23 protein-coding genes and 1 pseudogene are annotated in these 22650 nt (G+C 42.3%); 9 read left to right on the top strand and 15 right to left on the bottom strand.

The annotated features are described in order from the left end of the window. The first annotated feature begins 201 nt into the window (after positions 1 to 201). From lysS to AC4HAF_RS01840, 3 genes are all read left to right on the top strand, one after another. A complete protein-coding gene (gene lysS / locus AC4HAF_RS01850; RefSeq protein ID WP_491096434.1) occupies positions 202 to 1692 on the top strand; it encodes a lysine--tRNA ligase in 1491 nt (496 codons plus the stop codon). A gap of 295 nt (positions 1693 to 1987) precedes the next feature. Next, complete coding sequence (locus AC4HAF_RS01845; RefSeq protein ID WP_491090920.1) at positions 1988 to 2131, top strand: hypothetical protein; 144 nt, start codon at positions 1988 to 1990, stop codon at positions 2129 to 2131. Between the two features lie 217 nt (positions 2132 to 2348). After that, complete coding sequence (locus AC4HAF_RS01840; protein WP_491096433.1) at positions 2349 to 3707, top strand: Nramp family divalent metal transporter; 1359 nt, start codon at positions 2349 to 2351, stop codon at positions 3705 to 3707. 205 nt (positions 3708 to 3912) lie between these two features. On the opposite strand, the gene AC4HAF_RS01835 is transcribed toward AC4HAF_RS01840, so the two are convergent. Next, positions 3913 to 4125 carry a YdbC family protein gene (locus AC4HAF_RS01835; protein WP_491090923.1) on the bottom strand — a complete coding sequence of 71 codons (213 nt, stop codon included), beginning with the start codon at positions 4123 to 4125 and terminating at the stop codon, positions 3913 to 3915. Positions 4126 to 4274: 149 nt separating this feature from the next. On the opposite strand from AC4HAF_RS01835, the gene AC4HAF_RS01830 reads away from it, so the two are divergent. Further along, on the top strand, positions 4275 to 4589 hold the full coding sequence (locus AC4HAF_RS01830; protein WP_491090924.1) for a hypothetical protein: 315 nt from the start codon (positions 4275 to 4277) through the stop codon (positions 4587 to 4589). Positions 4590 to 4691: 102 nt separating this feature from the next. Here the strand turns inward: AC4HAF_RS01830 and AC4HAF_RS01825 are convergent, their stop codons facing one another. Next, positions 4692 to 5981, bottom strand: a complete 1290-nt coding sequence (locus tag AC4HAF_RS01825; protein WP_491096432.1) for a peptidase U32 family protein — start codon at positions 5979 to 5981, stop codon at positions 4692 to 4694. Positions 5982 to 5997: 16 nt separating this feature from the next. Beyond that, on the bottom strand, positions 5998 to 6924 hold the full coding sequence (locus AC4HAF_RS01820) for a peptidase U32 family protein (protein WP_491096431.1): 927 nt from the start codon (positions 6922 to 6924) through the stop codon (positions 5998 to 6000). 160 nt (positions 6925 to 7084) lie between these two features. Between AC4HAF_RS01820 and AC4HAF_RS01815 the strand changes: the two genes are divergently transcribed. Further along, positions 7085 to 7372: a DUF3270 domain-containing protein gene (locus AC4HAF_RS01815; protein ID WP_491096430.1), complete on the top strand. Its 288-nt coding sequence runs from the start codon at positions 7085 to 7087 to the stop codon at positions 7370 to 7372. A gap of 291 nt (positions 7373 to 7663) precedes the next feature. On the opposite strand, the gene AC4HAF_RS01810 is transcribed toward AC4HAF_RS01815, so the two are convergent. The 8 genes from AC4HAF_RS01810 to AC4HAF_RS01775 form a co-directional block, all read right to left on the bottom strand. Beyond that, positions 7664 to 8104, bottom strand: coding sequence for a YtxH domain-containing protein (locus AC4HAF_RS01810; protein ID WP_491096429.1), 441 nt, complete (start codon positions 8102 to 8104; stop codon positions 7664 to 7666). A 2-nt stretch (positions 8105 to 8106) separates the two neighbouring features. Next, positions 8107 to 8499 (bottom strand): DUF948 domain-containing protein, encoded by a 393-nt coding sequence (locus tag AC4HAF_RS01805; RefSeq protein ID WP_491096428.1) that lies wholly within the window; start codon positions 8497 to 8499, stop codon positions 8107 to 8109. A gap of 27 nt (positions 8500 to 8526) precedes the next feature. Continuing rightward, positions 8527 to 9312, bottom strand: a complete 786-nt coding sequence (gene lgt, locus AC4HAF_RS01800) for a prolipoprotein diacylglyceryl transferase (protein ID WP_491096427.1) — start codon at positions 9310 to 9312, stop codon at positions 8527 to 8529. Further along, positions 9309 to 10241: an HPr(Ser) kinase/phosphatase gene (gene hprK, locus AC4HAF_RS01795; protein WP_491096426.1), complete on the bottom strand. Its 933-nt coding sequence runs from the start codon at positions 10239 to 10241 to the stop codon at positions 9309 to 9311. The genes lgt and hprK overlap by 4 nt, the downstream gene beginning before the upstream one ends. A gap of 258 nt (positions 10242 to 10499) precedes the next feature. Beyond that, positions 10500 to 10796 carry a PspC domain-containing protein gene (locus AC4HAF_RS01790; protein WP_491090934.1) on the bottom strand — a complete coding sequence of 99 codons (297 nt, stop codon included), beginning with the start codon at positions 10794 to 10796 and terminating at the stop codon, positions 10500 to 10502. Between the two features lie 99 nt (positions 10797 to 10895). Beyond that, a complete protein-coding gene (locus tag AC4HAF_RS01785) occupies positions 10896 to 11333 on the bottom strand; it encodes a SprT family protein (protein WP_491090936.1) in 438 nt (145 codons plus the stop codon). Next, the gene (locus AC4HAF_RS01780) at positions 11320 to 13446 is read right to left on the bottom strand and encodes a Tex family protein (protein ID WP_491096425.1); all 2127 of its coding nucleotides are present in this window, start codon (positions 13444 to 13446) and stop codon (positions 11320 to 11322) included. Before AC4HAF_RS01780 ends, AC4HAF_RS01785 begins: the two co-directional genes overlap by 14 nt. A 357-nt stretch (positions 13447 to 13803) precedes the next feature. Beyond that, positions 13804 to 14472 carry a fructose-6-phosphate aldolase gene (locus AC4HAF_RS01775; protein ID WP_491096424.1) on the bottom strand — a complete coding sequence of 223 codons (669 nt, stop codon included), beginning with the start codon at positions 14470 to 14472 and terminating at the stop codon, positions 13804 to 13806. Positions 14473 to 14750: 278 nt separating this feature from the next. On the opposite strand from AC4HAF_RS01775, the gene AC4HAF_RS01770 reads away from it, so the two are divergent. From AC4HAF_RS01770 to AC4HAF_RS01755, 4 genes are all read left to right on the top strand, one after another. After that, entirely contained in the window at positions 14751 to 14888 is a 138-nt protein-coding gene (locus AC4HAF_RS01770; RefSeq protein WP_491090939.1) for an SPJ_0845 family protein, read from the top strand. A 5-nt stretch (positions 14889 to 14893) separates the two neighbouring features. Then, complete coding sequence (locus AC4HAF_RS01765; RefSeq protein WP_491096423.1) at positions 14894 to 15796, top strand: permease; 903 nt, start codon at positions 14894 to 14896, stop codon at positions 15794 to 15796. Further along, complete coding sequence (locus tag AC4HAF_RS01760; protein WP_491096422.1) at positions 15796 to 16611, top strand: TIGR03943 family putative permease subunit; 816 nt, start codon at positions 15796 to 15798, stop codon at positions 16609 to 16611. Before AC4HAF_RS01765 ends, AC4HAF_RS01760 begins: the two co-directional genes overlap by 1 nt. A 145-nt stretch (positions 16612 to 16756) precedes the next feature. Further along, entirely contained in the window at positions 16757 to 18121 is a 1365-nt protein-coding gene (locus AC4HAF_RS01755) for a DHA2 family efflux MFS transporter permease subunit (RefSeq protein ID WP_491096421.1), read from the top strand. A 121-nt stretch (positions 18122 to 18242) separates the two neighbouring features. Here the strand turns inward: AC4HAF_RS01755 and ftsY are convergent. The 4 genes and pseudogenes from ftsY to AC4HAF_RS01735 all read right to left on the bottom strand — a co-directional run. After that, a pseudogene (ftsY, locus tag AC4HAF_RS01750) lies at positions 18243 to 19394 on the bottom strand (signal recognition particle-docking protein FtsY); the annotation flags it as partial. A gap of 328 nt (positions 19395 to 19722) precedes the next feature. Then, positions 19723 to 20541 (bottom strand): Cof-type HAD-IIB family hydrolase, encoded by an 819-nt coding sequence (locus AC4HAF_RS01745; RefSeq protein WP_491090946.1) that lies wholly within the window; start codon positions 20539 to 20541, stop codon positions 19723 to 19725. Further along, a complete protein-coding gene (locus AC4HAF_RS01740; protein ID WP_491096420.1) occupies positions 20528 to 21343 on the bottom strand; it encodes a Cof-type HAD-IIB family hydrolase in 816 nt (271 codons plus the stop codon). The genes AC4HAF_RS01745 and AC4HAF_RS01740 overlap by 14 nt, the downstream gene beginning before the upstream one ends. 86 nt (positions 21344 to 21429) lie before the next feature. After that, entirely contained in the window at positions 21430 to 22488 is a 1059-nt protein-coding gene (locus AC4HAF_RS01735; RefSeq protein ID WP_491096418.1) for a DUF3114 domain-containing protein, read from the bottom strand. Positions 22489 to 22650 lie beyond the last annotated feature (162 nt).

Below are 22650 nucleotides of genomic sequence, written 5' to 3'. Positions count from 1 at the left end.
TTAGTTTTCAACTATGTTACAGTTTATTTACTTTTATTATAGTCCTTATAATACTCTGCTGTCAACTTATTTTAAAATTTTTCACAAACAAAATCGGACTTTTGTTTCTTTTCTCTCTGACAAGACATTTTTACCAGAGTTTATATGCCACATGTCCTTATTTTATGATAAAATGGTATAAATGACTTTTTGGAGGAAAACATGTCAAATCAACATACAGAAGAATTAAATGACCAGCAGATTGTCCGCCGTGAAAAGATGGCTGCCCTTTCTGAACAGGGAATCGACCCCTTTGGCAAACGTTTTGAGCGTACTGCCACTTCTGGCCAATTAAAAGAAAAATATGCTGACAAATCAAAAGAAGAACTGCACGACATTAATGAAACGGCTACTATTGCCGGCCGGCTCATGACCAAACGTGGCAAAGGCAAGGTTGGTTTTGCCCACCTGCAGGACCGTGAAGGACAGATTCAAATTTATGTGCGCAAAGATACCGTCGGCGATGACAACTACCAGATTTTTAAAAAGGCTGATATCGGAGACTTCTTAGGTGTTGAAGGAGAAGTCATGCGTACAGATATGGGTGAGCTTTCTATCAAGGCGACTCACATCACGCATCTGTCAAAATCCCTGAGACCTCTGCCGGAAAAATTCCACGGTCTGACAGATGTGGAAACCATCTATCGCAAGCGTTACCTTGATTTGATTTCCAACCGTGACAGTTTCGAACGTTTCGTAACACGCTCAAAAATTATTTCAGAAATCCGCCGCTATCTTGACGGACTTGGTTTCTTAGAAGTGGAAACACCTGTCCTCCATAATGAAGCCGGCGGTGCTGCCGCTAAACCATTTACCACACATCACAATGCCCAAGACATGGATATGGTCCTTCGGATTGCTACCGAACTGCACCTGAAGCGGCTGATTGTCGGCGGTATGGAACGGGTCTATGAGATCGGCCGTATCTTCCGCAACGAAGGCATGGATGCGACTCACAACCCTGAATTCACATCCATTGAAGTCTATCAAGCTTATGCTGATTTTGAAGATATTATGGATCTGACAGAAGGCATCGTCCAGCATGTGGCCAAGGCTGTCAAAGGAGACGGTCCTATTCAATATCAAGGCACTGAAATCAGAATCAATGAACCTTTTAAACGTGCTCACATTGTTGATTTAATCAAGGAAGTAACCGGTATTGACTTCTGGAAGGAAATGACCTTAGAAGAGGCACAAGCTTTAGCCAAGGAAAAAAATGTTCCGCTTGAAAAACACTATACTTCTGTCGGTCATATTATTAACGCTTTCTTTGAAGAATTTGTCGAAGAAACACTCATTCAGCCAACATTTGTCTATGGACATCCGGTAGAAGTTTCGCCGCTGGCTAAAAAAAGTGCAGATGATCCTCGCTTCACCGATCGCTTCGAACTCTTTATCATGTGCCATGAATACGGCAATGCCTTTACCGAACTGAATGATCCTATCGATCAGTTGGAACGCTTTAAAGCACAGGCTGCCGCCAAGGAACTGGGAGATGATGAAGCAACAGGCATCGATTATGATTATATTGAAGCCCTTGAATACGGCATGCCGCCAACCGGAGGACTGGGTATCGGTATCGACCGCTTAGTCATGCTCCTCACTGACACCACTACTATCCGTGATGTGTTGTTATTCCCTACAATGAAATAGGTTAGACTTATTTGCACGTAACTACTCCACAACCAGTACCTCTCGCTCCTTTATTTTCAGGTGAGAGGCTGAACTAGAGCTTTTCACTCCCTACAGCGAAATAAACAGTCAAATCCAGAAGCTGACCTTTTAAGTTTTAGCTTCTGGATTTTTTTGACTGTGCGGCACAGCTATCCCTTACTTTTAATCACTGGTTTCCAGCTGCTTTTCATGGTACAATAAAATCAACGTTTTGTATGATACTGACCCCTAAAGAAAGGACGTTTGGCCTCCCATTTGCCAATTAATCATTAACATGAAAAAATATTATATTTCTTTTTTATCCGCTGCTATTTTTATTGCCTATGGGCTCTTGCAAAAACATTATATCTTTGCGGTTCTCGGTATCGTTTTTATCCTGATTGGTATTAAGGATATTTTGGATCATAAGAAAGATTAGCTAGTAAATAAATTATAATGAGTTTGGAAACGCTGAACAGAAGACACAGCTTAGGTTTTGTACCCACTTGTGAAACTGGTTCATCGTTGGCCAAGCTTTTTATTTTTCCTATAAAATAAGGCGCACCTAATTTTTTACTTTGTTATACTTAACTTTTTAAAATTTTTGTGCTATACTTGAGACAAAAGTAAAACGTATTTAGAAAAGAGATTTTCAAATGGAAACTCACCATCCTTCAGCAACTCCTCCTCAAAAGCAGTCTCTCAGTGAGGTCAATCAAAGTGTTAAAGTTCCTAAAAACGCTTCTTTCTGGACAACTCTGAGAGCTTTTTTAGGTCCGGGAGCTCTTGTTGCCGTTGGTTATATGGATCCCGGCAACTGGATTACCAGCGTTATCGGCGGAGCCAGTTATAAATACCTGCTTTTGTCGGTTGTCCTCATTTCCTCCCTTATTGCCATGCAGCTGCAGCAAATGGCCGGAAAATTAGGCATCGTTACACGTCAGGACTTAGCTCAGGCTACAGCAGCACATCTTCCTAAGGGCTTGCGCTACCTCTTGTTTGTCATTATTGAGCTGGCTCTTATGGCTACTGATCTGGCAGAAGTTATCGGCTCAGGAATTGCCCTGCACCTCTTATTTGGCTGGCCGCTGCTGTTTTCAATTTTCATTACCATCTTAGATGTTTTCTTGCTCCTGTCTATTATGAAATTAGGCTTTAGAAAAATTGAGGCTATTGTTTCAACCTTGATTTTGACGATTTTAGTGATTTTTGCTTATCTCGTTCTTATTTCTAATCCAAATGTGGCCGGTATTTTCAAGGGCTATCTTCCCAGCACTTCAATTTTTGATCTGTCACAAACTGCTGATAACAGCAGACTGACCTTAGCGCTTGGTATTATCGGTGCGACTGTCATGCCCCATAACCTCTATCTCCATTCGTCCATCTCACAGACACGCCGGGTCGATTACAAGCATAAATCTTCTATTCGGCAGGCCGTAAGATTCATGACCTGGGACTCCAACATTCAGCTGAGCTTGGCCTTTATTGTTAATTCTCTTTTGCTGATTCTCGGAGCATCACTGTTTTATGGCCATGCCAGTGAAATCAGTGCCTTTTCACAAATGTACAATGCCCTTTCTGATCACACGATTGCCGGAGCAGTTGCCAGTTCCTTTTTATCAACCTTGTTTGCCATTGCTCTTTTGGCCAGCGGCCAAAATTCAACTATTACCGGAACACTGACCGGTCAGATCGTGATGGAAGGCTTCTTGCACTTGAAAATGCCCCAATGGCTCATTCGTTTGGTAACACGTTTATTGGCGCTGCTTCCCGTTTTAATTGCTGCCATCATTTACGGCAGTCAGGAAAAAGTTTTAGACCAGCTTATCGTTTACTCACAGGTTTTCCTGTCTATTGCGCTGCCCTTTTCTATCTTTCCGCTGGTCTATTTTACCTCCCAGAAAAAAATCATGGGCGACTTTGTCAATGCTAAATGGAATACCTATCTGGCCTATGGAGTTGCTGTTTTATTGACCATCCTCAATTTACAGTTAATCTTAGACACCCTCTTTTAAGCAGGGCAGATTTTCCATTTTACGGCAAAATAAAAAAGGGAGTGGGAAAGAACCCAAAAATCGAAAATTTTGGTTCGTCTTCCCACCCCCGCACAGATGGCTAGGTTTTCCGCTTTGGCCTTGTGGCAAAAGGAAAATCAGCCAACCACTGCGCCAAGAGTTTATTCTAAAACAGGAATACTGGCCGAGTTTTTGCCCAGCCTCTTCATTTTTTAAATTCATTGACTAAAACGTCAAATTCTTCATTGGTCAGGGTAATCCCCTTGCCCATCTTAGTATGATCAGGGCTCCAGGATCTGATATCAAACTTAGCCGGTGCGCCGTTAAAGCTGACGCGGTTGAGTTCCTTGGTCCAGCCCTTGTCATTTTCAGACAGGACTAACAGTTTTTCTTCAATTTCAAATGTAAATTCTGCCATATATGCCTCCTATCAAAATATTCGTAAGAAAAAATGCTAAAAAGAATCACTTGTTAAATTTATTGTTTTTCTTACAATTTTTAATTAAGTATTTCATTTTAATCTAAAATGAGGTATAATCATTCTAACAATTTTTTAGAGAAAATGCCATGAAAAGATTTATACAAATGATTTTAGAGCATGTGAGGGAATTCATTGAACCGACCAAAAAATCTCCTGACATTGTTTTAAAAACCAATCAGCTGCTGCACACTATCTTACAAGCCCAAAAAAAGCATGAGGCCGTCCATGTGATTTATCTTGATAAGAGTTTTACGGGAGATATTGTCAAATATGACAGGGAAAACAATAAGCTCATTTTAAAAAATTTTCAAAAAAATATATCAGCGATTATCAGCATCTCAGACATCAAACGTTTAACCCTGGTGCCAAAAACGGTCAGAGACTCACAAAAACTAAAATAAGCCATGCACTATTATGTACTGACCTCAAAAATTGGATGTCATATCTCACTTTTGAGGGCTGTTCATAGTGTACTGGCTTTTTTTATTAACCACATACAGCAGTCACGTTCTGAGCGTTACACTGCTACCGTCTTCTTTATATAAATTGACTAAGCCTTCCTTGCAGGCACGAATCATATCGCCTGCTTTGACTTCCTGAGGCACTGTAATCGTCAAGAGCTCCATAGGCTTAGGGGCACGTTCGATCTTGATGCCGTCGGCATCGTGCAAATCCTGAATAAAGGTTTCAAAGTGGCGGAAGCCCGGTCCGTAAAACTCAACCCGGTCACCTTCGTTGATAACATTTCGCTGACGGATAGTAGCAGTCATGCTCGTTTCATCGAAGTCAACAACTTCGCCAATAAATTTGTACTGCGGAATTTTGCGGCGCGCTCCGAAGAGCTGCTCGTTTTCTGTTGGTATACTGTAGTAAAATCCAGTCGCCAATTCACGCTGAGCCACTTTCCATAATTCATCAATCAGATCCTGCTTGATGGCTTCAAATTTCTCCGGACTTTCAAGATAAGTATCAACGGCAGCCTTATAACAGTTGGTTACTGTGGAAACATAGTGAATGGATTTCATGCGGCCTTCAATTTTGAGGCTGTCAACACCATTTTCAATCATATCCGGAATATGCTCGATCATGCACATATCAACGGCTGACATTGAATATTCCTCAGGAATCTCGCCCTTAAGCGATCGGCGCTCCTGTCCAAAAGGCATGTCAAAAAGGTCATATTTCCAGCGGCAGGATTGTGAACAGCCGCCGCGGTTGGCATCACGATGGCTCATGTGATTGGACAAGACACAGCGTCCTGAGTAAGAAATGCACATAGCCCCGTGCACAAAGGCCTCAATTTCAACGCTGGTTCGCTTACGAATTTCAGCCAGCTCTTCCATAGTGACTTCGCGCGCCAAAACGACACGTGTCAGCCCCAGCTCTTTCCAAAACTCAAAGGTTTCATAATTGGTTGACGACGCTTGTGTAGACAGGTGAATTTCAAGACCCGGTGCCTCAGCTGCACAGATGGCAATCAAGGCAGGGTCTGATACGATAACAGCATCAAGACCTAAATCACGCAGCTCTCTAAACCATTGTCCTGCTCCGATTTCATTGCCTTCATGAGTAACCATGTTAGCAGCTACATAGACCTTCACACCGTGTTCATGAGCATAATGAATGCCTTCGGCCATTTCCTCCATGGAAAAATTACCGGCACGGCTGCGAAGACCATAAGCCTGTCCGCCGACAAAAACAGCATCTGCTCCGTAATCTACAGCAACCTTAAGCTTTTCTAAGGTTCCGGCCGGTGATAAAACTTCCGGACGTTTTTTTATTGTTTGTGTCATTTTATATCCTTTTCCTTTATTTTACTAAATCAGGGTCAAAGTCATAGAAACCGGTATCCAATCCGCGGCCTTTGGGATGGAGTTTTCTGATTTCTTCATCAAAGAGGAAGGCCTGATCCTGCGTAAAAGTTCCTGCTTCTATCAACGCACGCGCCTTGACAAATAATTTGGCAATCTCGACAAAATTGTGCCCCGGGCAGTAAATGCCATCCAGTTTCCAATGATTATAATGGTGATCGGTTAATTCCGAAAGCTTAGTCATCAAATCAATATCATTATTGATAAAAATATGAGTCCCATGCTTATCTTCGTAAATGGAATAATGCGATTCCGGATCGCCCGGTTCTGCCAGAAAAAGCCCGCGTTCTCTTGATTTCTCATCATCAATGTGTGTAAAATGATAATAATTTTGAATTAAAGGCCTCTTGGAATGGTGAATGACAGAAGCTCCGTAAACCAAGATTTCAGCCGGAATTTCTAAATTTTCAGACATGGCAAAAAGCTCTTGTGAAGGAATTTCACGCGCCAAAACAGCTTCTACTGCTCCATGCTGACCCCAAAAGTTAACCTGACGGCTGGAAGTGACAAAAACAGATGTATCGTAAATCAGCTTAAAATGATAGCCGTCGCGTTTATTGACATAAAAAACACCGGCGTCGCCGACAACCAAATAATCGACTTGAATTTCTTTCATCAGCTCTAAAAAGGGCTTGATATTGTCCATCATCTCCTGATGCATGAGAGCATTGGCAGCAACAGTCAGTTCTTTTCCTGCCTCATGGACTAGGGCAGCAATCTCCCGCAATTCATCATAGCTGAAGGTATGCGGCAGACGCAGGGCATAGTCTTTCTCACCGACATAGATGCGGTCTACACCAATTTCCAACAGTTCTTTGACTTGCTCAACAGATTCTGCGGTTGCAGTAATAACAATTTTTTCCATACCTATTATTGTATCAAATTTAGGATAAAAATCTACTTTTTTAAAAAATTGAAGCTCTGCGGGAGAAAAAACAGGCTTATTGCAAAAAAATTTTCAGAAAACAGATGACAAACTTCACAATTTGTGATAAGATGTTAAGGAATATTTAGAGGAGGAACTCATGTCAGCAAATCTTAACAGGCAGCCAGACAATTATGAAGAACTTGACTATCAAGAAGATCTGACGCCTAAGTACCAAGAATTTCAAGATTTTGATGATAGCAGAACAAAGTTAGACGAACTGATTTTTTTCGCCAAACTGGCTTTTTTCTGTGTTGTGACAATTCTGACATGCTTTATTCTTCTGGTTGCTAAGTTCTCTCCTGTCTTTGCTTTCCCGCTGTCCTTGCTAATCAGCTGGGGAGTTACTGCAGCCGCTCAGGCAGGTTTAAAACGACTGAAATCATAATTAAAACCACCGGTGTGTGACCTAGTGGTTTTTTATTTTGTTTGTATCCGGCAAAGTGATTTAATGTCATAACATAAAAAGATCTGAAATAAAAATCTCAGATTTTTATTTTGCAGACAAGTTTGATCAGCGGTTTAATAATTGGTCTTGTCTGCCGGATAAGACTGTTCAGCTATAGATAAAGAGAGTGAGAAAAATCAGTTTGCCGATTGTCAGCTCACTCTCTTTTATTATCTGCTGTCAAAAAGAAGAACTCCCATACCTTGACTCAAGGCAGGTCAAGTCTACTTTTTATGCTTCACTGTCATCATCTGCAGCTTCTTCTTGGTAATCAATGACAATGTCATCAACTTCAGCTTTTACTGTTTCAGCTGCTTCTTCTGATTTTTCGGCAGTTTGGGACAGGCGGTCCTTAACTTCAGACAAGGTTTGATTAGCAAAGTCTCCCACCTGAGAGGCTTTTTCTTTAACAACAGATACCACATCATCTTTTGTCAGCTCGCCAGTCTCAATTTTTTCTTTATATTCCTTGACGGTATTGACCGCCGCAGACTTGTATTCATTAGCTTTTTGAGCAGCATAGTGATGATATTCTTCAGGATTTTCTTTATAGGCAGTAAAGGTTTCGCTGACTTTCTGCTTAATTTGTTTTCCCTTATCTGTAGAGAGAAGATAGGCTGCTGCAGCACCTGAGACAGCACCGATAATAACTGTATTTAAAAATTTACCCATAATTATTTTCCTTTCTTCTTAAATAATTTAGAAGCTACTTTGCCAACTGTATAAGCGGCGCCTGCCTTACCGACATTAGAGGTAGCATTGCTTGCCTTTTGGCCAAAATAGCGGGCTTGCTGATTAAGATCAGACACACTTTCTGATAAATCAGCTATGGCTGTAAAGAGCGGGTCAATAGTCCCAACCTTGCCGTTAACGTCTTCTACCAATACATTGGCCTTAGCTAAAAGCTCGTTGGTCTGATAAAGTGTCACGTTGACATCGCTGGTCAAAACTTTCAAACTTTGCCTGGATTCATCAACAGTGTCTGAAATTTTTCTAAGCAAAAGAATGACAAAAACAGTTAAAACAGCAAAGGCAATAGCAATAATCAATAAAGCAATTTCCCACATAATTTTCTCCTAATCTAAATAACTTTCTCAAGCTGTCTGATAGTAAGGCACTGTTTTCCGGCGGCGCCTAAAGACAACGAGGATAACTCCAACAATAACCAGCAGAGCAGAAAGCCACTGTGATACTCGTAAATTCATGAACATAAGACTGTCTGTCCGCATTCCTTCAATAACAAAGCGGCCGCAGCCATACCAAATCAAGTAAAAGAAAGTCACTTCGCCTTCTTTTAAAAATTTGGGTTTATGGCGCAAACTCATGATAATAGCAAATCCCAGCAAATTCCACAGAGATTCATAAAGAAAGGTTGGTGTGCGGTAGCGGCCGTCAATATACATCTGATTTTTTATAAAATCAGGAAGATAATTCAAGTGAGCTACTGCTTTTCCGTAAGCTTCTTGGTTGACAAAATTTCCCCAGCGGCCAATGGCCTGCGCAAGCATTACTCCCGGTGCAGCAATGTCCAGAAAAGCAAGCGGCTTAATCATCCGGTAGTAAGAAAAGACAAAGAGTACGATAGCTCCTGTAATCAAACCACCATAGATGGCAATTCCGCCGTGCCAAACAGCAATCATTTCACTGAAAGGCTGAGTGGAATAGTAATTCCAATCAAAGAGGACATAATAGATGCGTGCACCGATAATAGACAAGGGAAAGGCGATTAAAATAAAGTCTAGGATATCATCAGGATTGATGTTCTTACGAGGCGCTTCCTTTGTTGCCAGATAAACCGCCAAAATGAGGCCGGTTACGATACAAATAGCATACCAGCGAATAGCCACAGGACCAATCTGAACAGCAATAGGATTAATCATTTAGCTACCTCATTTTGATCAATCAGGTTTGTCAGACGATCTTCAAAGGTTTTTGTCGCATCGTAGCCCATCTGCTTAGCACGGTAATTCATGGCAGCAGCTTCAATAACTACTGAAACATTGCGCCCTGTCTTAACCGGTATACGCACACGGGGAATCATAACTCCGGACATCTCGATCTCTTCATTGCCGTTTCCTAAACGGTCAAAAATCTTATCTTTTTCAAAATTTTCAAGATAAATGGACAGCTGAACCTGTGATGAATCTTTGACAGCGCTGGCTCCATAGAGGCTCATGACATCAATGATACCAACTCCTCTGATTTCCAGCAAATGCCGCAGAATCTCAGCCGGTTCCCCCCAAAGAGTCTCCTCATCTTTGGCATAAACATCTACTCGGTCATCAGCAACCAGACGGTGGCCGCGTTTCACAAGTTCCAGTCCTGTCTCACTCTTACCAATACCTGAGTCCCCCTGAATGAGAACACCCATGCCATAAATGTCCATAAGAACACCATGCACACTGGTCCTCTCAGCCAGACAGGAATCCAGATACCAAGACATTTCACCCGAAAGCCGGCTGGTAGGAATGTGACTTTGCAAAACGGCAATGCCTCCTTCCTTAGCTGCTTTCAGCATTTCCTCCGGAATCGTAAGAGATCTGGCCACAATAACAGCCGGTGTTTCTGTCTTAAACATTTCCTTCAAAACAGAGTAGCGGTTATGCGAGGTCATCTGTGTTAGGTAGGACCACTCCTTCATTCCCAGTAACTGGATACGTTCAGGTGCATAATAATCAAAGTAACCGGTCATCTCAAGGCCCGGACGGGAAATATCAGCTGTTGTAATATCCTTTTGCAAAAGCTCAGGCGTCCCATAAACAACATCTAATTTCACCTTGTCAACCAACATCTGTACTGTAACTGACATACTACCTCCTTAGCACCCTATTATACCATAAATACGTATAAAATGGGATTTCCACTGTAAACGAAAAAGAACCCTGTCAGCCTTCAGCAAGAATGAAAACTGACAGAATTCTCTATTGATTATAAAATATCTATTTTACTATTAAAATTTAGCCGCATCTAGTGGAAAAGCAGCCGGCTGCATTTCTGACCGGCAGATTATTCATGATTCTTTCCTGTTCTAAGAATCTCTGAAAAACCGTTTCCTAGACTGTCAGCCCTATCGCCAAAACCATTTCTCATCATCTTTATCATCAATGACCTCAGCGTCCTTTCGCTTGCGCGATCCCTGATGATAGCTGCCTGATTGGCTGTTCTTGCCCAAGTCTTCCTTATAAGGCAGACAAATCGCTAAAATGATATAAAGGACAATGCCAAAGCCTCCTGAAAAATAGACAAACAGAGCTGTCAGAACTCTGGCAATCGGCAGATCCCAGCCGTATTTATCGGCTAAGCCGGCTACCACTCCGCAAATCATACGATTTTTTCTTTGCTTATAAAAGATGGCCTTAGACATAAAAAACCATTTCCCTTCTTCTATTCATTTTTAAAAAGATCTGTCACAAATCTCATTGATAATATCAGTATAACATTTAAAAAAAGTTTAACATCAGCCTTACGACTGATTTTGCGGACTTAATCTGCCCTGACAGCTCCCGCAGGCAAACTTTTCAGTGTTGATGCGCCGTTTTCTCTGGTACACCTGACCGCAGCTCTGGCATTGATAGTAATAATAAAAAGTTCTGCTTTTCAAGTTCGGTGCATAGCGGCTGCCGTTAACCTTGAGCAATAATTCTTTAAAATCCTTGTCCCGATGCCTGTAGCCCTTGCCCGCATAATAAAGGTGATAATGGCAGAGCTCATGGCGGACAATTTTTCTAAAGGTCTCTAGGTCATCTCTTTTATAAAATTTCGGGTTAAAATCCAAGTGACCGTCTTCTGGGAAAAAACGTCCGCCGGTCGTCTGCAGACGTGAATTCCAAAGAGCCTTATGCTGAAATTCCAGACCGAAATCCTGGCGTGAAACATCTTTTACATACTCAGTTAAGTTCATTTAAAGCCACCAGAGAAAGATTGACTTTCTCACGTTCCTCATCTATTTTTGATACCCAGACCCTGACAACATCACCAACTGCTACGACCTGACTGGGATGTTTAACAAACTGGCTGCTCATCTGCGAAATATGAATCAGACCGTCCTCATGAAGACCGATATCAACAAAAGCCCCAAAATCAACAACATTGCGGACGGTTCCCTCCAGCTGTTGCCCAATTTCCAAATCAGACAATTCCAGCACATCCTGCCGCAGCTGAGGAGCGGCAAAATCATCACGCAGATCACGGCCGGGTTTCAGCAAATCAGCAATAATATCCTTGAGCGTTTCCTGACCGAGACCAATCTCTGCAGCTCTTTTTTCAACATCTAAAGACTGAAGCTTAGCCTGAGCAGCATCATCCAATTCTGTAATTTCAAGCAGGGAAAAGAGTTTTTCTACAGCATCGTATGATTCCGGATGAACCCCTGTACTGTCCAAAATGTTATCCGCATTTGGAATCCGCAGAAATCCTGCTGCCTGCTCAAAAGCTTTGGCTCCCAGACGAGGCACTTTTTGAATATCCTTGCGGGATTTCAGACGTCCGTTTTCTTCACGGTATTTAACAATGTTTTCTGAGATTGTTTTGTTGAGACCGGAAACATGCGATAAGAGAGCAGGACTGGCTGTATTGACATTGACACCGACCTGATTGACCACCGTTTCCACAACAAAATCAAGATTTTCGGCCAGTTTTTTCTGGCTGACGTCATGCTGATACTGACCGACACCGATAGACTTAGGATCGATTTTTACCAATTCTGCCAAGGGATCCTGCAGGCGTCTGGCAATGGAAATAGCTGAGCGTTTTTCAACCGTCAGCTCCGGAAATTCATGCCGGGCTAACTCAGAAGCAGAATAGACTGAAGCTCCGCTTTCATTGACAATAATATAAGAAACCTCAGGGAAATCTTTGAGCACCTCAGCGACAAAGGCCTCGCTTTCCCGGCTGGCAGTCCCGTTGCCAATCGCAATAACCTCAATCGCATAGTCTGCGATTAAATCCGCCAAATCTGCCTTTGCTTGTTCAATCTTTGTCCGGCTGGCTGGAGGAACAGGATAGATAACCTGCGTTTCTATTAATTTTCCCGTTTGATCAACAACAGCCAGCTTTGCTCCTGTCCGAAAGGCAGGGTCAAAACCCAGCACCATTTTGCCTTTTAAAGGCGGAATCAAAAGCAAATTTCTCAAGTTATCAGAAAAGAGCTGAATGGCTCCGTCTTCGGCTTTTTCGGTCAGTTCAGAGCGAATCCTGCGTTCCATGGCCGGCAGGATTTTCTTTTTGAGAGCTGCCTGCACAACCTGCTTGATATACTCATTTTTGTCCCTGAAACGAGCTTCAAAAAAGCGGAGCATTTTATCAAGATTGTGCTCAAAATGCACCTTTAAAATACCAAGCTTTTCTCCCCTATTCAACGCTAAAACGCGATAGCCCTGAATTTTTGACACACGTTCGGAAAAGTCATAATAAATTTGGAAGACCTTTTTCTCATCTGCCTCGGCATCTTTGACGTCTGATAAAATAAGACTGTTTGCCCAAATGTCATTGTAGGTCCACGAACGTAGCTTGGTATCGTCTGCCAGGGCTTCAATCAGGATATCCATAGCACCGCCAAGGGCATCTTCAGCTGTCGTAAAGGTTTCATTGACAAAGGTTTCAGCCTGTTTTTTTAAATCCGGCACATTTTGCAAAATGAGCCGCGCCAGAGCAAAGAGCCCGTTTTCACGCGCAATCGTTGCCTTGGTTCGTCTTTTTTCTTTATAAGGCAGGTAGAGTTCTTCAACATCTGCCAGCTTATCGGCTGTTTCAATGGCCTTTTGCAGCTCCGGCGTCAGTTTGCCCTGACTTTCAATCTTGGCTAAAACACTGGCCTTGCGCTCTGCCAAGGCCGTCAGGCTTTTATTGAGATCAATAATAGCTTTGATGTCAACTTCATCAAGATTGCCGGTCATTTCCTTACGGTAGCGGGCTATAAAGGGAATAGTATTCCCTTCTGCTGTTAATTCTAAAACTTTATTAACCTGACTTTCTTTTAAAGTCAGATCCTGAGCAATGTTTTCAATAATTTCCATAAAAAATATTATAGCATAATTACACTTATTAGAGGCAAAGAAAAATAATTAGGAATGATTTTAATTAGCAGATGGAAGGGCTTTTGACGGTAACAATTTTGTTCTTATTGCTAATAAAAAAGGGCAAACGTCCTGAATTTCTCCCGGAATTTACCCTTTATTTTAAAAATAATTTTAAATCACGAATACCAAACGAATGCTTTAGTGTATTGAGTTACTGCTATGGGAGCAGCCGGTAGAATCAGACTGAAGCTGAGTTAAGAATCGCTAGTGCATTTTGCAAACCAAGCATTCGGCTATGAATATAAGAGAACGGACTCGCAACAATCATCATAGCCAGCAGCTTTTTTTCGTATTTTAAATATAATCACGCCCTTGCGTTTCTTTCCAATCAGCTGCAAAATCATCAACAGCTTTTTGAATGGATGGATTGGCAAAGCCGGCCTCCAGCACATCGGCACTAACGGTCACAGCATCGGCGCCTGCTGCCAGTGCCTTAGTCATCTGACTGACATTTTTGAAGCTCGCTGCCAAAATTTTCGTCGCCGCTCCCTTCTTTTGAATCGCTTGCGCAAGCTGAGCGATCACTTCCTTGGAATCAGTGTTCAGATTTTCCATCCGATTATAGTAAGGTGCCAGGTAATCAGCACCGGCTTCGATGGCTAAAAGCCCTTGAAAAACTGTATAAATAGCTGTAGCAGTGATATGAAAGCCTTCTTTTTTGAGTGTCTTTATAGCTGTCAGGCCTGCCTTAGAAACCGGAACTTTAATGTATAGGTTTCCGCCCAATTCATCCCTTAATTTGTGAGCATCCTTAATAATTCCTTCAGCATCATCCGCCACAACCTGTGCGTGGAAACTTGGTTCTTGACCAATAAGATCACGCACTTTTTTAGCCTGTTCAAAAAAGTCAATAGAACCTTCTTTTTTAACGATTGAAGGGTTGGACGTTACACCGGCCAAGGGCAAAATAGCTGCCCATTTTTCTATTTCTTTAAGATTTAAGGTATCAAGCATGAATTCCATTGATTTTCCCCTTTCTGATTTCAGATGGCATTATGGTTGTTTTTTCGAGATTATAATAACATGCTCATCACACGAAAACAAGGCAAAAGCAGAACTTTTCTGAAATCTTATATAAAGGTCCAGATACCTACTGTTCAACTGTGCTGTGATTAACTGATAAGAACACCGTTTTACAGTAATCATAAACTGCCTCTTTCCCTGACAGGCACAGTTTAAGCTATCATATTTTGATATTTGGTAGTATAATAATACTATTGACTTAGAAATGAGGTGCTTTTATGGCTATTACATTTAAGAAAAAAGATGAATTGGAAAAGATGATGGAAAATTTTGCTAAGCTGCCTGATTTAGAAGATGTAACATTTCCGGATTCCAAAGACGGCGATCAAAAAACCAAGCAGAAAGATAAGAAATAAGTTTTATGGCTGTTTTTAACCATCTGCCTGATAGTGTTCTGCAGTGCCTGGCTATTTTTCTTTCCATTATTATCGAGGCGCTGCCTTTTATTTTGCTGGGAGCTATTCTGTCAGGCTTTATCGAAGTTTATCTCACACCCAGTCTGGTTCAAAGATTTCTTCCTAAACACAGATTTCCGCGGATTCTTTTTGGAACTTTTATCGGTTTTGTCTTTCCGTCCTGCGAATGCGGTATTGTTCCCATTGTTAATCGCTTCTTGGAGAAAAAAGTACCCAGCTATACAGCTATTCCTTTTTTAGCAACGGCCCCTATTATTAATCCTATTGTCCTCTTTGCCACCTTTTCGGCTTTCGGCAATTCCTGGCGCTTTGTTTTTCTCAGGCTCTTTGGTGCCATTATCGTCGCTGTATCTTTGGGGATTCTGCTGGGCTTTTTGGTTGATGAAAATATCACCAAAGAAAATGCCAAACCTCAGCATTATCACGATTATTCTGATAAAAAAATCTATCAGAAAGTCTTTTATGCCTTGGCACATGCCGTTGATGAACTGTTTGATACAGGGCGTTATTTGATTTTTGGCAGCTTGGTGGCTGCTGCTATGCAAATTTACGTACCGACTCGGATTTTGACCACTATCGGTCACAATCCCTTAACAGCTATCCTGATTATGATGCTTCTGGCTTTTATCCTGTCACTGTGCAGCGAGGCTGATGCTTTCATCGGAACATCGCTCCTTGCAACCTTCGGTGTCGCTCCTGTAGTGGCTTTCCTGCTGATTGGTCCGATGGTAGATATTAAAAATCTGATGATGATGAAAAATGTTTTTAAAGGCAAGTTCATTGTACAGTTTGTCAGTACATCGAGTCTTGTCATCATCGTTTACTGCCTGATTGTGGGGGTGATTTAATGATTCGTTTTTTGATTCTTGCCGGCTATTTTGAACTGGGCATGTACCTGCAGCTTACCGGTAAACTGGACCGTTATATCAATACCCACTATTCCTATCTGGCATATATTTCCATGGTTCTGTCCTTTATTTTAGCCATTGTACAGCTGATTATCTGGATGAAAAATTTAAAAGTTCCTTCTCATCTGTCAGGAAAATTAGCCAAGTTTTTCAGCCCTCTTATCTTAGCCGTGCCTGTCTTTGTCGGACTGTTGGTACCGACTGTGTCTCTGGACTCAACAACAGTATCAGCCAAGGGCTATCATTTCCCGGTAGCTGCCGGATCGGCCGGTTCAGGTGTCAGTCCGGACGGTACCCGTGTTCAGTATCTTAAACCGGATACCAGTCTGTATTTTACCAAGTCAGCTTATCAAAAAGAAATGCAGGCGACCTTGCAAAAATATAAGGGCAGCAAAAAACTGCAAATTACAACGCAGAATTATATGGAATTAATGGAAATCATCTACCTTTTCCCAGATGAATTCAAAAACCGGCAAATTGAATATACCGGCTTTGTTTACAACGACCCTAAGGACAAAAACAGCCAGTTTCTCTTTCGCTTCGGCATTATCCACTGCATAGCCGACTCAGGAGTTTACGGCCTGCTGACAACAGACGGGCACACTCATTATGACAATAATACTTGGGTCAGGGTATCAGGAAAAATTTCTGTTGAATACAATCAAAATCTCAACCAAACCCTGCCGGTGCTGCATATCTCACAAAGCTCAAGAACCGTACAGCCTAAAAACCCTTATGTTTACCGTGTGTTTTAGGCCCATTGCCAAATTCTCCAAAGAGCTTGGCAAACCTTTTTAACTAAATTTAAAAGAGCAGGATAGAGCCTTCTTGTATTTATAGCTGTTCTGCCTCTTTTTTTCGTTAGAGTGATAAAAATTAAGAATTAGAATAGGAGACCTAATGACCCTCAAACACCATACAGACACCGTTTCACCTAAAACTCAGCTGTCTATTGTTGCAACAGCTCTTCTGGGCTTTTCCGGAATCTTATCTGAGACCAGCATGAATGTGACCTTTACCAAGCTGATGTCTGTTTTTCATCTGCCCTTAAGCAGCCTGCAGTGGATTACAACTGTTTATCTGCTGGCGGTTGCTGTTTCCATGACTCTCAGTGCCACCTTGCAGCAAAATGTTAAAGAGCGGCAGCAGTTCAACATAGCCGTTTTGCTTTTTCTTTTGGGAACACTGACCTGTATTGCCAGCAACAATTTTACCCTCATGATTGCAGGACGTGCCCTTCAGGGAGCCGGCACCGGTATTGCCATGCCTTTGATGTTTAATCTTATCATTGAGCGTGTTCCTATCAGCAAAATCGGAACCTACATGGGCATCGGCGGACTTATCATGGGCTTAGCACCTGCTTTTGGACCGACTTACGGCGGTTTTATGATTGCTCATTTTTCTTGGCAGTGGATTTTTATCTTAACGCTTCCCGTTCCTGTTATCGCTTTTTTCATCAGTCACTTTACCCTTGAAAATTCAGTAAAAAACCAAAAGCGGCCCTTTGATCTGATCAGTTTTCTTCTGCTGGCCGTCACTTTAACTTTCTTTTTAATCCTTATTTCCGGCTTGGAATCAGGTTCTGTCAACTGGCTTTCGCTGCTTGTTTTTATACTGGCCTGCACCCTTTTTATTTTCAGAACGTTAAAATCAGAAACGCCTTTTTTGGATATTCGGATTTTAAAACAGCTTCCTGTCATTTTAGGGTTGATTCCTTTTTTTATCTATCAATTTTCAAATCTGGCATCCAACTTTCTTATTCCTAATTTTCTCGTTCAAGTCGGACATGTTTCTACCACTGCAGCCGGCTTTGTCCTTTTGCCGGGAACTCTTCTGGGCGGGCTTTTAGCACCGTTTTTCGGGAAACTTTATGATGTTAAGGGTCCGAAACTGTCTCTCTACACCGGAAATACCCTCTTTGCTGTCAGTCTGTTCACCTTTGCTTTATGGGCTGACTCGCTGACAGTTATGCTGATGGCGCTTGTCTATATCATTTTCACATTCGGACGCAACATGTCCTTCAACAATACCATGGCCGTTGCTATTTCACAATTGCCGAGAAACAAAACGGCTGATGCTACAGCTATTTTTCAGATGATGCAGCAGTTTGCAGGAGCTCTGGGAACATCACTGTCTTCTGTTGTCCTCCAGCTGGCACCAAACATGACTGCTGGTGTAAAAACTATTTTTTGGTCGCTCTTTATTCTGGTTTTGCTGATTTTTCTTTGCTTCCGAATGCTTTTTGCCTCTCTGAAGAAAGGATAAGAATAATTTGGGCTGTGCCTTGATTTTAAAGCTGTTCACCTATTTAATAACGAAAAAGTGAGCTTGCATCAACTTCTTGACGAAATGATGCAAGCTCACTTTTTAAATAGATTTTCAGCCTCTAAAGCAGGCCTTCTAAGAGGCCTTTCATAAAGTCCTCTGAATTGAACTCCCCGATATCATCAATTTTTTCACCAAAACCAATGAATTTCACAGGGATATCCAGTTCCTGACGAATAGCCAGAACGACACCGCCTTTGGCTGTTCCGTCAATTTTTGTCAGCACTAAGCCTGTCAGAGGGGTAATTTTTGAAAATTCCTTAGCCTGCACCAGGGCATTTTGTCCTGTCGAAGCATCGAGAGCCAGAAGGGTCTCATGTGGTGCATCCGGAATAACGCGTTTGACAATCCGGCCGATTTTTTCCAGCTCTGCCATCAGATGATCCTTATTTTGCAGACGGCCTGCCGTATCAATCATAAGGATATCAACTCCTTCTGCGACCGCCCTTTCAACACCGTCATAGACAACACTGGCCGGGTCAGCCTTTTCAGGACCTGTGACGACAGGCACATCCACACGGCGGCCCCATTCGACCAGCTGAGCGACAGCTCCGGCTCGGAAAGTGTCTGCTGCTACCAGCATGACTTTTTTCCCTTGATTTTTATACTTGTAAGCTAATTTCCCGATGGAGGTTGTTTTGCCGACACCGTTAACACCGACAAAAAGCATAACCGTAACGTCATCCTGCAGATTAATTTTTTCGTTAAACTGTCCGTCTTTTTCATAAATGTCAACCAATTTTTCAATAATCAGACGGCGCAGAGCTTCTGGTTTTCGGGCTTTTTCCAGCTTGGCTTCGTAGCGCAGATCCTCAGCTAGAGTTGAAGCAACCTGAACACCGACATCCGACAGAATCAGCACTTCCTCCAGCTCTTCAAAAAATTCTTCGTCAACACTGCGGAAATTAGCCAAAAAGGCATTGAGACGGGCTCCAAAACCAGTCCGCGTTTTCTTCAGGCTGCGGTTATATTTTTCTTCCTCAGACTCTTTCTGACTGGCAGTGTCTGGATGAGAAAGCTCAGCAGCTGTTTCATCTGCCATATCTGTTTCAGTCTGAAGTTCTTGTGTCTCTGCTTCCTGCCGGACATCTGCTGATGCTTGATTGACTTGCTGAGCCAGTTCTGCCTTGCGGGCATAGTAATCTGCCATAAAATCTTCTGAACTGCTTTTTTGCTCATCAGTTTGTGACTCCGTTTCGGACTGAACAGCAGTTTCATCACTGACAGTTGCAATTTCAGGAGAGTCTTCTGCTGTCTCTTCAGATTGATTCTCCAACTCAGCAGCATCTAAAGCAGCTGCTTCCTGAATTTCAGCTGTTTCTGCCTGGGCTGCAAAAACAGCATCCGGCAAAGACTGAGCAGTTTCAGCCGAATTTTCAGCTGCAGTATCAGATGCTTGAGCTGTATCCGACAGATTGTCCGAGCCGGCAGATAAGTCTGTCTGTAAAGCTGTTTCGTCGGCTGCTGCCTGCGAAGGGTCTTTCGTTTCCAGACTGTCTTCTTGTTTTTTCTTTCCAAATAAACGGTCAAATAATCCCATTTCAATCCTCACTCAAAATATAGTGTTTAATAGCCTCGGCAACTCCGGATTCGTCGTTGGTCCGCTTTGTAACAGCATCGGCTGTTTCCTTAGCAACGGCAACTCCATTTGCCATAGCTACTCCAAAGCCGGCCCACTCCAGCATGGTCAGGTCATTTTCTTCATCTCCCATAGCCATCACTTCACTTTGGTCAATTCCCAAATGCTTAATCAAAAGATTCAGTCCGACTGCCTTGTGAACACCTTTAGGCATAAATTCCAAGATAATATCCCGCGATTTAAAAACTTCAAATTCTTCATACATGTACTGGGGAATTTTCGTAATCTGCTGATCCAAAAAATCAGCATCGTAAACAACAACTGCCTTATTGTAAATCACATCAGGAAGGTGCTTAAGACCGTCAATTTCACGAAAAGTCAGCATGGGATTTGCCACCTGATAAAGCGAATGGTTGTTTTGGTTGCTGATACTGTAGACAATCCCATCGCTCAGCACATCAACCGGCAGGGCTAATTTTTCCATCTCCATCTGAATAGTTTCAATATGCTTTCGAGTCAGGGCACTCTTATCCAGAATTTCTCCGGTTGTCTTTTGAACCAAACCGCCGTTAAAAGTGATAAGATAATTATCCTCTGATATAAGATCAAGTTCTTCCAGCAAATGTTCAATAGCTTTCAAAGGACGGCCTGTCGTAATAACAACTTTAACCCCTTTTTCCTGAGCTGCTTTGAGAGCCGCCTTGTTGGCAGGACTGACTTCTTTTTGTGTATTAAAGAGTGTTCCGTCCAAATCCAAAGCCAGCAATTTAAATTCTGCCATTTTTTACCATACCTTCCATATATGCAATCACCGATTCTTCCTGATGATGGGCAATAATGTCATCTGCAATTTCGCGAATCTCAGCCCGTGCATTCTCAGGCGCAACCGCTCGTCCTGCAAAACTCAGCATTTCAAAATCATTTAAATCATCACCAAAAGCTAAAACTTGGTTCGATTTGATGTCCAAAGTCTGACAGAGGCGATTAAGACCAAAGCCTTTGTTTGCCCCCCGCAAAATAACGTCAATCGATTCAAAGCCTGTTGTTACAGCCTGCATATGGGGCAGTTCTTGATTGAGCCAGGCCATACCTTTGTTAACATCCTCAGCAGGAAAATTGGTCGTGATTTTAAAAATATCATCATCCAGATGTTCAAAATTCTCAACCAGGCAGACATTTTCATAGTAATAACGCATTTTTTCCATATAGCTTTGCGGACTGTCTGCCAAAATATAAGCTGCTTTTTTCCCGGACAAAAGCAGCTCTGTCCCTTGATTGTAGGGATTTTCTAAAATTTTAGCAATTAAAGAGAGATACTGTTCCTCAGACATAAACCGCTCAAACAGAACTTTATTTTTATACTGAATAGCACTGCCGTTTTCAGCAATGACGGCAATCCGATCCATAAAGTCAGCAAAAAGCCTGTCTAAGGCCAAAAGCCCTCGCCCGCTGGCAACGGTAAAGATAAGACCCTGCTTGTCAAACTCCCGCAGCAGCTTATCCAAGCGTTCATGGTTAAAGCTGCCGTCAGGAGTCAAAAAAGTACCGTCCATATCTGTAGCAACTAGGCGTATGTCTTCCATCAGAATCTCCTTTCATATGTCACACTACCATTATTTTATCAAAATTTGAGTAACTTTTGGGAAATATTTCCTAAAATACCTGACGGTCATTTTCGTTTCCATTTCAGTTTGAAAATTTCCTTTTTAAATTGCCGCACCTGCTTTTTTACAGCCTTAAAATTACTCTTGCGGCTGTTGGCATAAAGACCTTTCTTGTTAAAATAACTCCTCTGCCAGTCCTCAATAGAACCGGCCTTAGATTTTTTAGAAACGGCCTTGGGAGCCCGAAAGTGAAGATTCGCATTAGCCATAAGCTCATTTCTGAAAGCAGGATCATGCCTTTTGGCAGGATTGACATCCAGCTCCCAATGGCGCTTGTCTGTTCTGTTGGCATAGTTAAAGCTGGCACCGTTGATGATGGCATTTTGGCTGACAGACTCAGCATCAATTTCATTTAAAAAGCAGCCTTCATCATCAAGAATAAACTCGGTATGATAATTCAGCAGTACCTTGAAATTGACCCGCAGGCGATTATCCGGATAAATAACGGTATCGTCTTTAAAGGCTCGCTTATTGTGGAGTCTGGCAGATTCCTTCAAACTGTAATCAGCCGTCTTCCGCCAAAATCGCGGCTGCTTTTTGCCTTTTAGAAAAGTGGCCAAGGCTTCTTTATCTGTCATTCCTGTCTTTTTAAAATGCCTGCGAATATATTGGGCCTGCTGGCTGGAGATGACATAGCGAAACTGATGGATGCGTTTAGCAAAGGTAGATTTGCCACTGAGTTTGTCCTTGGGAAAAGCCTCTTGAACCAGCAGCGACAGCTCCTGCCAAAAAATATGATCCGGCGCCAAATCATTTGAAAAACGGCGGATTAGTTTTTGGTTTTCTGCTAAACGGCCGGATAATTCGTCCGGCATAGCGCTCATATTTAAAACAATAGTGAGCAGTTTTTGCGGTTTTTTACTGCCGTAAGCATGCCGCCACAGCAGCTTAAAGGCTTGGGAACCTATGCGAAAATCAGCTGGCTGCAACTCTCTTTGAGCCAGCTGCTTTAAATCATCTCTGCCCCATCCCGCCTGTTCCCATATAAGCAGCTGCCGGGCTTGCTCATAGCGCTTGTTCAGCCCTGCTTGGGAAAATGGGCAGTTTCCTAAAATGCGCCACATAAGCCTTTCTCCTTTCAAAACCTTATTATAACAAAAAAGCTGCAGGACAAAAAGCAACTCCCGGGTACAATTTTTCTTAAGCCCTTATCCGACTTTCAAACTATTAAAAGTGGTTTATCAAAAGTTTTAATAAAGAAGAAGCCCAATCGAGCTTCTTTTTTA

Source organism: Streptococcus sp. ELY_90 (genome assembly GCF_058314475.1).
The sequence above is the reverse complement of the archived record's forward strand: the minus strand, read 5'-3'. Positions and strand labels throughout refer to the sequence as shown.

Excerpts from the sequence above, each read along its gene's own strand:
- lgt (WP_491096427.1), bottom strand. The coding sequence starts at position 9,312 with ATGATTAATCCTATTGCTGTTCAGATTGGTCCTGTGGCTATTCGCTGG.
- AC4HAF_RS01805 (WP_491096428.1), bottom strand. The coding sequence starts at position 8,499 with ATGTGGGAAATTGCTTTATTGATTATTGCTATTGCCTTTGCTGTTTTA.
- AC4HAF_RS01745 (WP_491090946.1), bottom strand. The coding sequence starts at position 20,541 with ATGGCAGAATTTAAATTGCTGGCTTTGGATTTGGACGGAACACTCTTT.
- AC4HAF_RS01785 (WP_491090936.1), bottom strand. The coding sequence starts at position 11,333 with ATGAACTTAACTGAGTATGTAAAAGATGTTTCACGCCAGGATTTCGGT.
- AC4HAF_RS01835 (WP_491090923.1), bottom strand. The coding sequence starts at position 4,125 with ATGGCAGAATTTACATTTGAAATTGAAGAAAAACTGTTAGTCCTGTCT.
- AC4HAF_RS01735 (WP_491096418.1), bottom strand. The coding sequence starts at position 22,488 with ATGTGGCGCATTTTAGGAAACTGCCCATTTTCCCAAGCAGGGCTGAAC.
- AC4HAF_RS01755 (WP_491096421.1), top strand. The coding sequence starts at position 16,757 with ATGACCCTCAAACACCATACAGACACCGTTTCACCTAAAACTCAGCTG.
- AC4HAF_RS01840 (WP_491096433.1), top strand. The coding sequence starts at position 2,349 with ATGGAAACTCACCATCCTTCAGCAACTCCTCCTCAAAAGCAGTCTCTC.
- AC4HAF_RS01765 (WP_491096423.1), top strand. The coding sequence starts at position 14,894 with ATGGCTGTTTTTAACCATCTGCCTGATAGTGTTCTGCAGTGCCTGGCT.
- AC4HAF_RS01845 (WP_491090920.1), top strand. The coding sequence starts at position 1,988 with ATGAAAAAATATTATATTTCTTTTTTATCCGCTGCTATTTTTATTGCC.
- AC4HAF_RS01815 (WP_491096430.1), top strand. The coding sequence starts at position 7,085 with ATGTCAGCAAATCTTAACAGGCAGCCAGACAATTATGAAGAACTTGAC.
- AC4HAF_RS01820 (WP_491096431.1), bottom strand. The coding sequence starts at position 6,924 with ATGGAAAAAATTGTTATTACTGCAACCGCAGAATCTGTTGAGCAAGTC.
- AC4HAF_RS01775 (WP_491096424.1), bottom strand. The coding sequence starts at position 14,472 with ATGGAATTCATGCTTGATACCTTAAATCTTAAAGAAATAGAAAAATGG.
- AC4HAF_RS01740 (WP_491096420.1), bottom strand. The coding sequence starts at position 21,343 with ATGGAAGACATACGCCTAGTTGCTACAGATATGGACGGTACTTTTTTG.
- lysS (WP_491096434.1), top strand. The coding sequence starts at position 202 with ATGTCAAATCAACATACAGAAGAATTAAATGACCAGCAGATTGTCCGC.
- hprK (WP_491096426.1), bottom strand. The coding sequence starts at position 10,241 with ATGTCAGTTACAGTACAGATGTTGGTTGACAAGGTGAAATTAGATGTT.
- AC4HAF_RS01830 (WP_491090924.1), top strand. The coding sequence starts at position 4,275 with ATGAAAAGATTTATACAAATGATTTTAGAGCATGTGAGGGAATTCATT.
- AC4HAF_RS01825 (WP_491096432.1), bottom strand. The coding sequence starts at position 5,981 with ATGACACAAACAATAAAAAAACGTCCGGAAGTTTTATCACCGGCCGGA.
- AC4HAF_RS01760 (WP_491096422.1), top strand. The coding sequence starts at position 15,796 with ATGATTCGTTTTTTGATTCTTGCCGGCTATTTTGAACTGGGCATGTAC.
- AC4HAF_RS01780 (WP_491096425.1), bottom strand. The coding sequence starts at position 13,446 with ATGGAAATTATTGAAAACATTGCTCAGGATCTGACTTTAAAAGAAAGT.
- AC4HAF_RS01790 (WP_491090934.1), bottom strand. The coding sequence starts at position 10,796 with ATGTCTAAGGCCATCTTTTATAAGCAAAGAAAAAATCGTATGATTTGC.
- AC4HAF_RS01770 (WP_491090939.1), top strand. The coding sequence starts at position 14,751 with ATGGCTATTACATTTAAGAAAAAAGATGAATTGGAAAAGATGATGGAA.
- AC4HAF_RS01810 (WP_491096429.1), bottom strand. The coding sequence starts at position 8,104 with ATGGGTAAATTTTTAAATACAGTTATTATCGGTGCTGTCTCAGGTGCT.